Raw genomic sequence first — 13,953 nt, 5'->3', positions numbered from 1 at the left:
CTCATCTCGCGAAGGTAACGGGTCTGGTCCAGAAGGCAGTTCACGAAGTCCACGCCCCGCCGTCCACTCCCGTGTCACCGTCCCCCTCGGAGGATCACGTGTCCCGAACCGTCTCCCGGCGCTCCGTGCTCGCCACCACCGCAGCCGCCGCCTCCGCCGCCGCCGTCGGCTCCCTCGCCACCGCCACCACCGCCCACGCCGCCCCGCCCACGCTCCCGAACGGCACCAGCAAGGACAAGGTCCTCGTCGTCGGCATCGACGGGCTCCGCCACGACGTCATCGCCGCCGCGAGCGCCCCGCACCTCAAGGCGATGATGGCCAACGGCACGTACGGCACCTCGCTGCTGTACGCCAACCCGATCGCCGCCACCTCCTCCGGACCCGGCTGGTCGACCATCTCCACCGGCGTCTGGCCCGACAAGCACGGCGTGAAGGACAACTCCTTCGCCGGCAAGAACTACACGCGCTACCCCGGCTTCCTCGCCCGCCTCGCCCAGGTCCGGCCGCAGCTCTCCACGTACGCCGCCGTCGACTGGAAGCCCCTGGACGCCCAGGGCACGGTCACGGCGGGCGCCGACGCCAAGCTCGTCCTCGACGGCGACCGCGACGGCTACACCGGCCACGACGCCACCATCGCCGCCGACACCGAGTCGATCCTGCGCAACCAGAACCCGGACGTCGTCTTCGCCTACCTCGGCCAGGTCGACATCGTCGGCCACAACCTCGGCGCCGCCAGCGCCCAGTACCGTCAGGCGATCGACGTCATCGACGGCTACCTCGGCCGCTTCCTCGCCGCGATCAAGGCCCGGCCGACGTACGCCTCCGAGCGGTGGACGGTCATCGTCGCCACCGACCACGGCCACACCGACGCCGGTGGCCACGGCGGCAGTTCCGTCGAGGAGCGCCGCACCTTCGTCCTGGCCCAAGGTCCCGGCATCGCCGCCGGTGCCACGCCCCGCGACACCCGGCTCGTCGATGTCGCCGCCACCGTCTTCAAGCAGCTCTCCATCGCACCGGACCCGGCCTGGGGCCTGGACGGCAAGCCGATCCAGGAGCGCTCCACCGACGCCTTCGAGGCCCTCTACCCGGCGCTCACCGGACGCGTCGACGAGACCGGCATCCCGGCCGGCGTCCTCGGCTGGACGCACACCGCGCCCAGCGGCTGGTCGGTCATCAACTCGGCGATGGGCACCGGAGGCGTGGCCGAGTGGCGCGGCTGGTCCTTCGCCACCGACGAGTTCTGGAGCCGCAGCCAGCGCGACCAGTCCCGTGAGCTGAACGTCCGCGCGCGCGGCATCTTCGCGGTGGCCGACTCCGACGAGTGGGACGACAAGGCGTCCTCGGGCCCGTTCGACTCCACGCTCGTCACGCCGGCGTACGCGGTCGGCGGCAAGACCTCCGTGACGCTGGACTTCACCACGCTCCACCGGCAGGAGGGCGGCCAGAGCGCGCGTGTCCTCGCCTCCTGGAACGGCGGCACCCCGACCGTCGTCCGCTCCTACACCGCCGACGTGATCTCCCAGCCGCAGTCGCTGAACCTCGCCGTCCCGGCCGGAGCGACCAGCGTCAGCTTCCGGTTCCACTACACCGGCGCCAACAACTGGTACTGGGTGATCGACGGGGTGAAGATCACCACCAGCTAATTATGCTGGGGGTGCCGGGACGGCGTGGTCCGGGCACCCCCAGCACGCAGTACGTACGGCAGGAGCCCCCGCACATGGCAGACCGCAAGCCGATCACTTCCTGGCTCACCGACATGGACGGCGTCCTCATCCACGAGGGCATCCCGATCCCCGGCGCCGACGCCTTCATCAAGCGGCTGCGGGATTCCGGGCTCCCGTTCCTCGTCCTCACCAACAACTCCATCTACACCGCGCGCGACCTGCACGCCCGCCTCGCCCGCATGGGCCTGGACGTGCCCGTCAAGAACATCTGGACCTCCGCGCTCGCCACCGCGCAGTTCCTGGACGACCAGCGTCCCGGAGGCACGGCGTACGTGATCGGTGAGGCCGGCCTCACCACCGCGCTGCACGACATCGGATACGTACTGACCGACCACGCACCGGACTACGTGGTGCTCGGCGAGACCCGTACGTACAGCTTCGAGGCGCTCACCAAGGCGATCCGGCTGATCAACGCGGGCGCCCGCTTCATCTGCACCAACCCGGACGAGACCGGGCCGTCCGCCGAGGGCCCGCTGCCCGCCACCGGTGCGGTCGCCGCGCTGATCACCAAGGCCACCGGCAAGAAGCCGTACTTCGCGGGCAAGCCCAACCCGCTGATGATGCGGACCGGTCTCAACGCCATCGGCGCGCACTCCGAGACCAGCGCCATGATCGGCGACCGGATGGACACCGATGTGCTGGCCGGACTGGAGGCCGGGATGCAGACGTTCCTGGTCCTCACCGGCCTGACCGGCCTCGCGGACGTCGACCGCTACCCGTTCCGGCCCTCCCACGTCGTCGACTCCATCGCGGACCTGGTCGATCTCATCGACCTGCCGGACCAGGCGGACCGCACCTGACCTGCACGGACCGTATCCGTGGTCGCTCGAATGGAGGACTGCGGATGCGGGCCGTCGGCCCAGGCCTGAACCTTCCCGTAGGAGGTTCACGATGCGTTCCACGCCCATCACGTTCTGTGCCGCAGTGGCGGCCGCGCTCATAGCCCTGCCCGTGCCCGCCGCACAGGCATCCCCGGCCGCCCGGGCCGGCGACGACGACCGGAGATCCGGCACCGTCTCGGTCACCCCGTCCACCATCGCCCCGGGCGGGCAGGTGGAACTCTGGACCGACGCCTGCGGCAAGGGCCGGGAGGCCAAGGGCAACTCCGACGCCTTCGCCTCGGTGGCCCGCTTCCGCCCCGCCGACGACCAGGGACTCTTCGCCGAGGCCACCATCCGCTCCGACGCCGAACCCCGCACCTACGACGTCTGGGTGACGTGCGAGAACGGCAAGGGCAAGGCCACCGGCACCCTCACCGTCATCCACCACACCCGGCCCTCGCCCGTCGCTCCCGTCAAGGCGGGCGGCGGAGGCACCGCCACGCTCGCCGAGCGAGGAGCGGAGTCCGAGGGGCCCGGCCTCCGGCACGCGGTGATCGGTCTCGTCCTTGCCGCCGTCGCCTCCGTGGCCGTCGCGCTGCGCACCTCGCGCCGCCGCCGCGACCCGGCCGCGGACTGACATGTCCGCCTCGGACCGCCCGGCAGGCACCGGGCGACTGCTCACCGGTGTGGCCTGGGCCGTGCTGCTGCTCGGCCTCTGGCTCTACGGACGCGATGTGGCCGGCGGACTGTCGGCACCGACCACCGGCGATGTCGCCGCGGTCGGCCGCCCGCTCGGAGCCCCGCTGCCGCCGGCGCACGAACCGGACCAGGGCGCGGCCCCGCGCAGCGTCGAGGTCGCCTCGGTCGGGATCGACGCTCCGGTCGTCCCGCGCGGCCTGGACAAGGACGGGGCCATCGACCCACCGCCGTACGACCTGCCGCAGACGGCCGGCTGGTACGGCAAGGGCGTCCGGCCCGGCGCCGAAGGGGCGGCCCTGCTCGTCGGCCATGTCGACACCGAGACCAAGCCCGCCGTCTTCTACGGGCTCAGCGCGGTGCGGCCGGGCGAGAAGGCCGAGGTGGTCCGGGAGGACGGCAGCGTCGCCGAGTTCACCGTGGACGACGTCCAGGTCGTCACCCGCGAACGCTTCGACGCCGAGAAGGCGTACGGGCCCCGCGTGGACGGCCGGGCCGAGCTGCGGCTGATCACCTGCGGCGGTAAGTACGACCAGGAGTCCCGCTCGTACACCGCGAATGTGGTCGTCTCGGCCTACCTCACGGGAGTGCGTGACGCGTAGGCGAGCGAAGGACATCCGGCCCGGCCGGCCGCCCCGCGAGGGGTGCGCCGACCGGGCCGGCCTCGACCGCGTGCACCGGGCCGCGGGAGTTGCCCGGCGCGGTACGGGAGGTCCGTGCGGTACGGGGTCGATCTCTGCCGCCACTGTAGGGGAACGGGTACCCCCGGGCGCCGGTTCCGAACAGGATGTCCGGAACCCGGTGCCTCTGGGTGACGGTGGAGAGCGCCGGCACCGCCGCCAAACGGCCCGAGCCGCTGTGCCAGGATGGCCGGGAGCCGGCGGCACACGGGTGCGACCCGTGGGAGCGGTGCGGGCGAGTGCACCCAAGGGGGATTGGATGTACGGCAGTTGCACCGGACTCAGGCCGGCCGGTACGGCGGTGGCGGTCTGCGTCGCCTTCCTCCTGTCCGGCTGCTCCGGCGACGGCGACGGCGACGGTGGCGCTCCGGTCGTCGGTCAGCGGGCCGAGGCGAACGGTTCGTACTGGGTCGATCCGGACGGTACGGCGGCCCGGCAGGTCGCCGCGTACGAGAAGGACGGCGACCAGGAGAAGGCCGGCCTGATCCGGAAGATCGCCGAGCAGCCGACCGGCGAGTGGATCGGCCCGGATGCCCCGACGGTCGAGGCGCGGCGGGTCACCGAGGCGGCCGCGAAGGCCGATCGGTACGCGCTGCTGGTCCTCTACAACATCCCGCACCGTGACTGCGGCCAGTTCTCCAAGGGCGGCGCGGCCGACGCGAACGCCTACCGGGCCTGGGTGGACGGCGTCGCGCGAGGCATCGGCGACCGGCAGGCGACCGTGATCCTGGAGCCGGACGCGCTGCTCCACCTGGTCGACGGCTGCACACCGCAGGAGCACCACGACGAGCGGTACGACCTGCTCAGCTCCGCCGTCGAGCGGCTGAAGCGGCAGCCCGCCACCCAGGTCTACATCGACGCGGGCAACGCGGGCTGGCAGTCGCCGGAGGCGCTGCACGAGCCGCTGCGGCGGGCGGGCATCGAGAAGGCGGACGGCTTCTCGCTCAACGTCTCCAACTTCCTGACGACGGCCGTCAGTACGGAGTTCGGCAAGAGGCTGTCGGCGAAGGTCGGGGACAAGCCGTTCGTCATCGACACCAGCCGCAACGGCAACGGCCCCTACGAAGGCGGCGACCCGGCCGAGACCTGGTGCAACCCGCCCGGCCGCGCGCTCGGCGAGCCGCCGACCACGGAGACCGGCGACGAGAGCGTCGACGCCTACCTGTGGATCAAGCGGCCCGGCGAGTCCGACGGCGACTGCAAGGGCGGCCCGAAGGCGGGCGACTGGTGGCCGGAGTACGCACTCGGCCTGGCCCGCGCCACGAAGTAGCGCCCGGAATTAGCGCTCGGTCGCCGGTCGCCGAGCAGGAAATGATCAAGGCCCCCTCACGCTCGGTGAGAGGGCCTTGATCGTGCGTGCGCCGTCAGGGACTCGAACCCCGGACCCGCTGATTAAGAGTCAGCTGCTCTAACCAACTGAGCTAACGGCGCCTGCTGACCTGGAGAACTCTACCCGACTCCGGCAGGTGCTCCGGACCATTTACCGGCCGCCACGCCATGCCAGATAGTCGTTTTTTCGCATTGATCCGTCAAAATGCCTTATGTCGGGAGAGTTGAGACAGTGACGCCCGTCGCAGCTGCGCCCAAAGATCTTGACGAGTGACGAGTGCGGAGGGGAATCGCATGACTGTGCCGGTCTTCGAGGAGTACGAGCCCGCCATCGACTGCACCTGTGCGGGGTGCGCCCTGCGGCGGCGGGCCGCCGCGCGGGCGGTCGCGGTGCGGTACGGCGGCCACCCCGCCGCGCACGGCGCGCGCCGCGCCCTGGTCCTGGCCACCGCCGCCGGCGTCGTCCTCTCCTGCGGTGCCGCCGGAGCCGCGGCCGCCGCCGGCCACAGCACCGGCGCTCCCAGGTTCGCCGAGGACCCCGACCCCGTACCGGACACTCCGCAGGGCGAGAAGGGTCCGCTGAAGGGGTCCGGCGCCTCCGGGCCGCCGTCGGACAGCGCGGTCCTGCGCAGGACCACCCGGGCCGAGATCATCAACCGGGCCAAGCAGTGGGTCGCCGCGAAGGTCCCGTACAGCATGGGGAAGTACTGGTCGGACGGGTACCGCCAGGACTGCTCCGGCTATGTCTCGATGGCCTGGAACCTCGGCACCAACGAATGGACCGGCAGCCTCGCGAGCTACGGGACCCGGATCGCCCGCGCCGACCTCCAGCCGGGCGACATGCTCCTCTTCCACAACCCGGCCGACCCGTCCCAGGGCTCCCACGTCACGATCTTCGGCGGCTGGACCGACCACACGCGCACCCACTACATCGCCTACGAGCAGGCGCGCCCGCAGACGCGGAAGCAGTCGACGCCCATGGCGTACTGGAACAACTCCGACCGGTACGTCGCCTACCGCTACAAGGGCGTCAGTGCCGGCACACCGGGATCGGGCTCCGCCACCGCCTTCCCCGGCGCCGACCGGTTCGGCCCCGGCGCGGACAACGCCGACGTCAACCGGCTCGGCGAGATGCTGGTGGCCCGTGGCGGAAAACGGTTCTACGAGATCGGGCCCGGCCCGGTGTGGAGCGCGGCCGACCGGCGGGCCACGCAGGCGTTCCAGCAGGCCCAGGGGTGGAAGGGCGCGGAGGCGGACGGCATCCCGGGCCCGGACACCTGGCGCCTGCTGACTACGGGCACCGGCCGCGACATCCCGGCCGCGACCACGGGCGGCAGCCCGAACACCTCGGTGGCCTTCCCCGGGCGCGGCTATTTCCAGCCGGGTCGGTCCAACAGCCATGTCGACCGGCTCGGCAGACAGTTGGTGAAGAAGGGCTACGGCAAGCACTACGTGTCGGGCCCCGACCCGCGCTGGACCGAGGCGGACCGCCGCAACGTCGAGGCGTTCCAGCGAGCCCAGGGCTGGCGCGGCGCCGAGGCCGACGGCTACCCGGGCCCGGAGACCTGGCGCCGGCTGTTCGCCTGAGGCATGAAGACCTGACGGACCCGACGGACGACGGAAAGGAACCGGGAACCGGTGACCCCAGACCAGAACCCCCACACCTTGACCGACCACAACCCCCGCCCCTGGACCGACCACAACCCCCGCCCCTGGACCGACCACGACCCCCGCCCTTCCGGCGGCGAGACCCCGATGCCTCTGGTGGACGGCGTGGCCCTGCACCAGCCGTCTCCGGTCGCACCACCGCCACTGTTCCGCCGGAGGGAGGAGCCGCCGGCGGGGGAGGAGCGGCCGGTGGCGGAGGCGGGCCCGGTCGGCCCGGAGTACGTCGTTGACGACCCGGCGCCGGAGGCGGCGGTGGAGACCGAGGCCCCGGCTCCGGAGGCGGCGACGGTCAAGCCCGGAGACCCGGCTCCGGCGGAGACCGGCACTCCGGTCCCGTTGAAGCTGGTCAGCCTGTCCCACCCGGGCCGCAGCCTCCACCTGGACCAGTTCGCCCCGCCTCCGGAGCCGGCCGGCTCAGCGAGCGCGACGGCCCCGAAGACCCCCGCGCTCCCGGACCCCGACCGCCCGCACGCTCAGCCCGTCCGGCGTTCGAGGACGGAACCCTCGGCCGAGTGGACCCCGCTCCCGGCGTACGGCGAAGAGGCAGGCCCCCGCCCGGACCCCGCTCCCGGCGCACCGACGGACAAGGCCGAGCCCAAGGGCCCCCGCCCGGGCCCCGTCCTCGACGCGCTCAAGGACCTCGACCTCGTCCTCGACCTCGCCAACGGCACCCGCGCCACCTCCGCCACGGTCTCCGTCTCCGTACCCGCCCCGCAACCCCCGCCCTCCCCCCGTCGCCACTCCGTCATCGCGGGCGAGTCCACCGCCGCCATCCCCGTACACCTCCTCTTCCGGGACGACCCGGACCAGCCCGAACCCACCGCCTTCCCTGCCACCGTGGCCCGCCCGGCCACCACCAGGACCACCCCCCGCCCCCGCTCCCCGCACCTCCGCGTCGAACCCCCCACCCGCCCCGCCCCCCTCGCCGACCCGCGCCTCGTCGAGCGTCCCGGCCCCGCCCTCCCCGGTTACGCCGCCCTGCTCACCGGAGCCGCCGGACTCCTCGGCGTACTGGCTCTCCTCTGGTGGCGCGGCGCCCTCCCCGCCGCCGCGCAGAGCGCCGTCGGCCTCGCGCCCCGCCCGTACGACGGCATCGGCACCGGCGTCTGGGCCGGCCTGGCGCTCCTGGTCACCGTGATCGTCCTCGCGCTCGGCGGCCTGGGCCGCGGCCGCGTCGGGCACGCCTGGGTGCTCACGCTCTTCGGCGACTACCGGGGCACCGTCCGTCGCACCGGCCTGGTCTGGGTCTCGCCGCTGCTGCTGCGACGCCGTGCCGACGTACGGCTGCGGCACTGGCGCAGCGAATCGCTCCCCGCCGTCGACGCCAACGGCACCGCGCTGCGGGTCGTCGTCCTGGTGGTCTGGCGGATCCAGGACACCGTGCGCGCGGCCCTCGGCATCGAGGACCACGAGGCGTATCTGAGCGCGCAGGTCGAGTCCGCCATGGCCCGGGTCCTCTCGCAGCTGCCGGCCGACGCGTTCCACGAGGACGCGCCCACCCTCCGTAACGCGGAGGCGGTCGGCGACGCGCTGACCCGGATGCTCAAGGCGGACTGCGAGCCGGTCGGAGTGGAGGTGTACTCCGCGCAGCCGACCGGAATCGAGTACGCCCCCGAGGTCGCGGCGGCTATGCAGCGGCGGCGGATCGCCGCCATCGACGCCAGGCACCGTGACAGCGTGCTGACTTCGGTGGTGGACGCGGTCGACGACACCGTCAACCGGCTCACCACGCGCGGCATCGTCGAACTCGACGACTACGAACGTAAAGCGCTGGTCAAGGACTTGACGGTTGCCTTCTACACCGGCCGCACCGGTGGAGGCGACAGCGCCTGACGGACGATCAGCGCCGCGTCGACGTCCCGAGGGGCCCGGAGACTTCACTCCGGGCCCCTTCCGCCGCTCCGGAATCCGATGCTCATTGGTCTGGACATGTTCATGCGGCGTCAATAATCTAAGACTTGGTCTAGACCGCAGTACCCACCCACCACGCACCAAGCGCGCAGCAGTGTCGAGCAATGCTCATGGAACCTCCCCCACGTTCTAGAGGAGCGACAGCAATGCGGAAAAAGGCAAGCGCGGCCGTGATCGGCCTGGCGATAGCGGGCGTCTCCGTTCTCGCGACCACCAGCGCCAGCAGCCACGGCTACACGGACTCCCCCGTCAGCCGGCAGAAACTCTGTGCCAGCGGCACGGTCTCCGGCTGCGGCAACATCCAGTGGGAGCCGCAGAGCGTCGAGGGCCCCAAGGGCTTCCCGGCCTCGGGTCCCGCCGACGGCAAGATCTGCTCCGGCGGCAACGGACAGTTCTCCCAGCTCGACGACCCGCGTGGCGGCAACTGGCCCGCCACCCAGGTCACCGGCGGCCAGGGCTACAGCTTCCGCTGGCAGTTCACCGCCCGCCACTCCACCAGCGACTTCCGCTACTACATCACCAAGAACGGCTGGGACTCCACCAAGCCGCTCACCCGGGCCGCGCTCGAATCGCAGCCCTTCATGACCGTGCCGTACGGGAACCAGCAGCCGCCGGCCACGCTGACCCACCAGGGCACGATCCCCACCCAGAAGAGCGGCAAGCACGTCATCCTCGCCGTGTGGAACGTCGCGGACACCACCAACGCGTTCTACGCGTGCTCGGACGTGAGGTTCTGATCACCCGCGGGTAGCCCGTAGGGCGCCTGTGTCTTTCCGCTGTGGCTCGACACGGCGGCCCTGAGCCGGGGCCGCCGTTGCGGTGGGCGGCTGCTGAACCGGGCCGGGAACAGCACTGTGGGCGGTCTCCGTGAAGGAGACCGCCCACAGGCATGGTGTCGTGCGCCGTCAGGGACTCGAACCCCGGACCCGCTGATTAAGAGTCAGCTGCTCTAACCAACTGAGCTAACGGCGCCTGCTGACTCGAAAATAATACCTGGTCCTCAGGGGTGCTGATGACACCCCGACCAGGGGCTCTACAGCGCCAGCGACAGCAGCACCGGAGCCGCGCGCCGGTTCAGCGTGTCCGCCGCCTCGCGGAGCCGGTGGGCTTCCTCGACCGGCAGCGACAGGGCCAGGCATCCGGCGGTGGCTCCGGCCGTCAGCGGCACCGCCGCGCAGACCGTGCCCACCGCGTACTCCTGGAGGTCCAGCACCGGGACCGTGGCGGGCTGCGCGTCCAGCTTGGCCAGGAGCACCTTCTCGCTGGTGATCGTCCGCGAGGTGAGCCGGGCGATCTTGTGCCGCGAGAGGTGGTCGCGCCGTGCCTCGTGGTCGAGCTGGCCCAGCAGGCACTTGCCGACCGCGCTGGCGTGCGCGGAGGAGCGGAAGTCGACCCATTCGTTGACCGCGGGCGTGAGCGGGCCGTCGGCGACCTGGGTGACGCTGATCTCGCCGTCCACGTACCGGCTGAGGTAGACGGCGGCGCCGACCGAGTCGCGCAGCTGGTCCAGCGCCTGCTGGAGCCGGTCCTCCAGGGCCTGGCGGCGGGCCGCGCCGGAGCCGAGGAGCAGCAGCGAGGCCCCTATGACGTACGCACCGTCGCTGACCTGTTCGACGTATCCCTCGCGGCGCAGCGTCAGGAGCAGCGGAGCGAGGTGGCCGGCCGGCAGGCCCGTCTCGCGGGAGATCTGCGCGTCGGTCACACCGTCGCCGTGCCGGGAGACCGCTTCGAGCACGCGCAGGGCGTACGGCACCGAGTGGAACGGCGCGGTCGGCTCGGGCTTCAACGCCACGGTGTCCCCCTACAAGGTTGTGACCGCAAGCTTCGGCCCCACGATAGCGGCCGGGCCCCGCTTTCGGAGTGGCAGTTGACGAGTCGGCGGGGGCGCCCCGGCGCTGTCAGCAGGGGCGCATCCTTCTGGCATATGCCAGCGTCATGAGCGAGTGAGTAACTCCGAGGTCACAGGACCGCGTTGAGGAACTCGCGCGTACGTTCGTGCGACGGATCGGAGAAGATTTTCTCCGGCGTCCCGGCCTCCACGACCCGGCCCGCGTCGAACATCAGGACCTTCTCCGAGACGTCCCGGGCGAAGTTCATCTCGTGGGTCACACAGAGCATGGTGATGTCGGTGGTCCGGGCGATGTCACCGAGCAGCTCCAGCACACCGGCCACCAGCTCCGGGTCGAGCGCGGAGGTCACCTCGTCGAGCAGCAGGATCTCCGGCTCCATCGCCAGCGCCCGCGCGATGGCCACGCGCTGCTGCTGGCCGCCGGAGAGCTGGGAGGGGTGCGCGTCGACCTTGTCGGAGAGGCCCACCAGCTCCAGCAGCTCCCGGGCCCGGGTCTCCGCCTCCTCGCGCTCCTTGCCCAGGACGCTGACCGGCGCCTCGGTGATGTTCTGGAGCACCTTCATGTTCGGGAAGAGGTTGAACTGCTGGAAGACCATCCCGATCTTCTTCCGGGACTCCCGCAGCTGCTTCTCACCGGCCGGCTTCAGCCCGCCGTCCGGCGTGCGGACATGGGAGAGCGGCGAGCCGTCGACCCAGATCACGCCGTCGCTGACCTTCTCCAGCGTCATCAGCAGCCGCAGGATCGTGGTCTTGCCCGAGCCGCTGGGCCCGATCAGCGTGACGTGCTCGCCGCGGTCGACGGTGAAGTCGAGCTGGTCCAGGACCACGTGGTCGCCGTACCGCTTGACCACCTTCTCGAAGCGGACCAGCGGCTCGCCCGTGCGCCCGGCCGCCGGGACGGCGTCCTCGGGGACGGTGACCGGCGCTCCCCGGTCTGCGGACGCCGTCTTCTTCAAGGGCAGGGGTTCAGTGGCCAAGGCGCTTCTCCAGCTTTCTCATCAACAGCGACGTGGGATAGCTCGCGACCAGGAAGATCAGGCCGGCGAGGGTGAAGACCTCGGTGTACGCGAAGTTCTCGGCGCCGTACTTCCGGGCCTCGAAGACCATCTCCTGCACGGTGATCACGGCGAGGAACGGGGTCTCCTTGAACATCGAGATCGCGTAGTTCCCGAGAGCCGGCAGCACATTGCGCACCGCCTGCGGCAGGATCACGGCCTGCCAGGTGCGCCGAGGCGGCAGCGACAGCGCGCGGCACGCCTCCCACTGGCCCTTCGGCACGCCGTCGATCCCGGCCCGGTAGACCTCGGAGGTGTACGCGGCGTAGTGGACGCCGAGCACCGCGATGCCGATGTACAGCGGCTCGACCGTGTTGAACAGGGCCGCCGCGCCGACCAGTTGGACCAGGAGCGGCGTTGAGCGGACGAACTCCGTGACGGCCCGCACCGGGATCGTCACGAACCTGCTCGGCGCGCGTCCCGCCACCGCGACGGCCAGGCCCAGCACGGCCGCCACCACGGTGCCGAGCACGGTGGCGAGCAGCGTGACGCGGAACCCTTCCAGCAGCAGCGGCAGGGAATCCTGGACCGCGTTCCAGTCGAAGCCGTTCACCGGGCACCTCCCGCGGTGGCCGTGGTCGCGCTGCGGCTCCGGAACAGGCTCTTCGCGCCGGTGTCCAGGCCGAGCCGCCGCTTGGCGCTCCGCTCCAGCAGGTTCATCAGCATCGTCAGCGCGTAGGCCAGCACGAAGTAGGCGGCCAGCAGGGTCAGATAGGCGGTGAGGGTCTCACCGGTGCGGTCGCGCAGCGTCTGGACCACCGTCATCAGATCGGCCGCCGAGATCAGCCACAGCAGCGGCGTGGCCTTCAGCAGCTGGATCAGCAGGTTGGTGAAGCTCGGGATCATCTGCACCCAGGCCTGCGGCAGGATCACCTTCCACAGCCGCCTGGACGGCGACAGGTTGAGCGCGATGGCCGCCTCGTACTGCGCGCGCGGTACGGAGCTGATGGCGCCGCGCACCACTTCGGCGCCGTACGCACCGAAGTTGAGGCCGAACGCGATCACCCCGCAGACCACCGGAGTCAGTTCGTAGCCGGTCACGAGCGGCATCGCGTAGTAGAGCCAGAACAGCTGGATGTAGAGCGAGGTGCCGCGGAAGAACTCCACGACCACCCGGGAGAATCCGCGGGCCAGGAGCAGCCGGCTGCCCGCCATCAGTCCGAGCGCGAAGGCCAGCACTCCGGCCAGCAGCGCGCCGAGGACCGTGGCCTGGAGCGTCACCCACAGACCCGAGCGGACCTGCGGGAACTCCTCGGCGAGGAGCGAGAAGAAGTCACTCATACGTGTGCGTCCGCCCCGTCAGCCCTTGCACAGATCCGCGGTCTTCAGATCGACGGGCGGGATCTCCGACTCGCCGAACCCGTACGGCTCCAGCAACCGCACATAGCGCGAGCGGTCCGACACGATCTTCTTCAGCTCACGGTTGAAGGAGTCCCGCAGGTCCTCGTTGCCCTTGCGGAACACCGCGCCGCCGGGCGAGAACTGCGCGTTGCCGTCGATCTGCGGCACGAACGGCTCGGTGACCTCGGTCTCCGGATTGGTCTTCGCCAGCCAGCGCAGCGAGATTCCGGTGAGCAGGAACGCGTCGACCCGGCCGCCCTTCACCGCGTCGGCCCCGTCCTGCGGCTTCTGCAGCGTCTTGATCCTGCCTTCGGCTATGCCCGCGCCCTTGGCGTAACCGCCTTCCACCGCACCGGACATGACGCCGATGGTGATCCCGGCCTCCTTGGCGGACTCCAGGTCGGTGACCTTCTTCGGATTGCCCTTCCGCACCATCAGCGCGGTCGGCGAGATGAACTCCGGCTCGGAGAAGATCGCGTTGCCGCAGCGCTCCGGCGTGATGGCCATACCCGCGCTGACCACGTCGTACTTCCCGGCCTGGAGCCCCGGGATCAGCCCGTCCCACTCGGAGAGCGTCGGCTTCAGCTCCTTGACGCCGAGCGCCTTGAAGATCTCCCGGTGCAGCGTCGGCGCCTCACCCTTCAGCTCCTTGCCCTCCATGTACCCGTACGGCGCCTCGTTGGCGTACGCGACCCGTACGAAACCCTGCTCGCGGAGCTTGTCGAGCGCGCCGGCGCCGGTGGCGGCGCCCGCGTCGGTCTTGCTGCAGGCGGTCAGGAGCCCGGGAACGAGAAGGAGGCCACCCACGGCCGCCGATCGGTTGAGGAAGCCCCGGCGGGAAAGGTGAGGAAAGTCAGCCATGGTTCGCGATCTCCTGGA

At 71.2% G+C, this 13,953-nt stretch carries 13 protein-coding genes and 2 tRNA genes; 8 read left to right on the top strand and 7 right to left on the bottom strand.

Annotated features, from left to right (window positions below):
* The first annotated feature begins 98 nt into the window (after positions 1-98).
* The 5 genes from ABZ267_RS27055 to ABZ267_RS27035 all read left to right on the top strand — a co-directional run bounded on the left by ABZ267_RS27055 (position 99) and on the right by ABZ267_RS27035 (position 5,191).
* Positions 99-1,643: an alkaline phosphatase family protein gene (locus tag ABZ267_RS27055; RefSeq protein ID WP_356751473.1), complete on the top strand. Its 1,545-nt coding sequence runs from the start codon at positions 99-101 to the stop codon at positions 1,641-1,643.
* A gap of 74 nt (positions 1,644-1,717) precedes the next feature.
* Entirely contained in the window at positions 1,718-2,524 is an 807-nt protein-coding gene (locus tag ABZ267_RS27050; RefSeq protein WP_356751471.1) for an HAD-IIA family hydrolase, read from the top strand.
* A gap of 91 nt (positions 2,525-2,615) precedes the next feature.
* Positions 2,616-3,182, top strand: a complete 567-nt coding sequence (locus tag ABZ267_RS27045; RefSeq protein ID WP_356751469.1) for a hypothetical protein — start codon at positions 2,616-2,618, stop codon at positions 3,180-3,182.
* Between the two features lies 1 nt (position 3,183).
* Positions 3,184-3,843, top strand: a complete 660-nt coding sequence (locus tag ABZ267_RS27040) for a class F sortase (protein WP_356751468.1) — start codon at positions 3,184-3,186, stop codon at positions 3,841-3,843.
* Positions 3,844-4,180: 337 nt separating this feature from the next.
* Entirely contained in the window at positions 4,181-5,191 is a 1,011-nt protein-coding gene (locus tag ABZ267_RS27035; protein WP_356751466.1) for a glycoside hydrolase family 6 protein, read from the top strand.
* Positions 5,192-5,278: 87 nt separating this feature from the next.
* Here ABZ267_RS27035 and ABZ267_RS27030 read toward each other — a convergent pair.
* Positions 5,279-5,352 (bottom strand) — tRNA-Lys (locus ABZ267_RS27030).
* A 192-nt stretch (positions 5,353-5,544) separates the two neighbouring features.
* Here ABZ267_RS27030 and ABZ267_RS27025 point away from each other — a divergent pair.
* The 3 genes from ABZ267_RS27025 to ABZ267_RS27015 all read left to right on the top strand — a co-directional run bounded on the left by ABZ267_RS27025 (position 5,545) and on the right by ABZ267_RS27015 (position 9,566).
* Complete coding sequence (locus ABZ267_RS27025; protein ID WP_356751464.1) at positions 5,545-6,837, top strand: peptidoglycan-binding protein; 1,293 nt, start codon at positions 5,545-5,547, stop codon at positions 6,835-6,837.
* A 51-nt stretch (positions 6,838-6,888) separates the two neighbouring features.
* Positions 6,889-8,751, top strand: a complete 1,863-nt coding sequence (locus ABZ267_RS27020; protein WP_356751462.1) for an SPFH domain-containing protein — start codon at positions 6,889-6,891, stop codon at positions 8,749-8,751.
* A gap of 224 nt (positions 8,752-8,975) precedes the next feature.
* Positions 8,976-9,566 (top strand): lytic polysaccharide monooxygenase auxiliary activity family 9 protein, encoded by a 591-nt coding sequence (locus ABZ267_RS27015; RefSeq protein WP_356751460.1) that lies wholly within the window; start codon positions 8,976-8,978, stop codon positions 9,564-9,566.
* A 161-nt stretch (positions 9,567-9,727) separates the two neighbouring features.
* On the opposite strand, the gene ABZ267_RS27010 is transcribed toward ABZ267_RS27015, so the two are convergent.
* The 6 genes from ABZ267_RS27010 to ehuB form a co-directional block, all read right to left on the bottom strand.
* Positions 9,728-9,801: transfer RNA gene (locus ABZ267_RS27010), tRNA-Lys, on the bottom strand.
* Between the two features lie 61 nt (positions 9,802-9,862).
* Positions 9,863-10,621 (bottom strand): IclR family transcriptional regulator C-terminal domain-containing protein, encoded by a 759-nt coding sequence (locus ABZ267_RS27005; protein WP_356751458.1) that lies wholly within the window; start codon positions 10,619-10,621, stop codon positions 9,863-9,865.
* A gap of 167 nt (positions 10,622-10,788) precedes the next feature.
* A complete protein-coding gene (gene ehuA, locus ABZ267_RS27000; RefSeq protein WP_356751456.1) occupies positions 10,789-11,655 on the bottom strand; it encodes an ectoine/hydroxyectoine ABC transporter ATP-binding protein EhuA in 867 nt (288 codons plus the stop codon).
* Positions 11,645-12,286, bottom strand: a complete 642-nt coding sequence (gene ehuD, locus ABZ267_RS26995; protein ID WP_356751454.1) for an ectoine/hydroxyectoine ABC transporter permease subunit EhuD — start codon at positions 12,284-12,286, stop codon at positions 11,645-11,647. Before ehuD ends, ehuA begins: the two co-directional genes overlap by 11 nt.
* A complete protein-coding gene (gene ehuC, locus ABZ267_RS26990; protein WP_356751452.1) occupies positions 12,283-13,014 on the bottom strand; it encodes an ectoine/hydroxyectoine ABC transporter permease subunit EhuC in 732 nt (243 codons plus the stop codon). Before ehuC ends, ehuD begins: the two co-directional genes overlap by 4 nt.
* A gap of 18 nt (positions 13,015-13,032) precedes the next feature.
* Complete coding sequence (gene ehuB / locus ABZ267_RS26985; RefSeq protein ID WP_356751450.1) at positions 13,033-13,935, bottom strand: ectoine/hydroxyectoine ABC transporter substrate-binding protein EhuB; 903 nt, start codon at positions 13,933-13,935, stop codon at positions 13,033-13,035.
* Positions 13,936-13,953 lie beyond the last annotated feature (18 nt).

Source organism: Streptomyces sp. NPDC006174 (assembly GCF_040614075.1).
Taxonomy (GTDB): Bacteria; Actinomycetota; Actinomycetes; order Streptomycetales; family Streptomycetaceae; genus Streptomyces.
Note: the sequence above shows the minus strand (reverse complement) of the source record. Positions and strands in the feature narration are given on the sequence as shown.

What these genes read in the sequence shown, in the direction of transcription:
- ABZ267_RS27050 (WP_356751471.1), top strand. Translation starts at nt 1,718, where the DNA reads ATGGCAGACCGCAAGCCGATCACTTCCTGGCTCACCGACATGGACGGC.
- ABZ267_RS27045 (WP_356751469.1), top strand. Translation starts at nt 2,616, where the DNA reads ATGCGTTCCACGCCCATCACGTTCTGTGCCGCAGTGGCGGCCGCGCTC.
- ABZ267_RS27040 (WP_356751468.1), top strand. Translation starts at nt 3,184, where the DNA reads ATGTCCGCCTCGGACCGCCCGGCAGGCACCGGGCGACTGCTCACCGGT.
- ABZ267_RS27035 (WP_356751466.1), top strand. Translation starts at nt 4,181, where the DNA reads ATGTACGGCAGTTGCACCGGACTCAGGCCGGCCGGTACGGCGGTGGCG.
- ABZ267_RS27025 (WP_356751464.1), top strand. Translation starts at nt 5,545, where the DNA reads ATGACTGTGCCGGTCTTCGAGGAGTACGAGCCCGCCATCGACTGCACC.
- ABZ267_RS27015 (WP_356751460.1), top strand. Translation starts at nt 8,976, where the DNA reads ATGCGGAAAAAGGCAAGCGCGGCCGTGATCGGCCTGGCGATAGCGGGC.
- ehuC (WP_356751452.1), bottom strand. Translation starts at nt 13,014, where the DNA reads ATGAGTGACTTCTTCTCGCTCCTCGCCGAGGAGTTCCCGCAGGTCCGC.
- ehuB (WP_356751450.1), bottom strand. Translation starts at nt 13,935, where the DNA reads ATGGCTGACTTTCCTCACCTTTCCCGCCGGGGCTTCCTCAACCGATCG.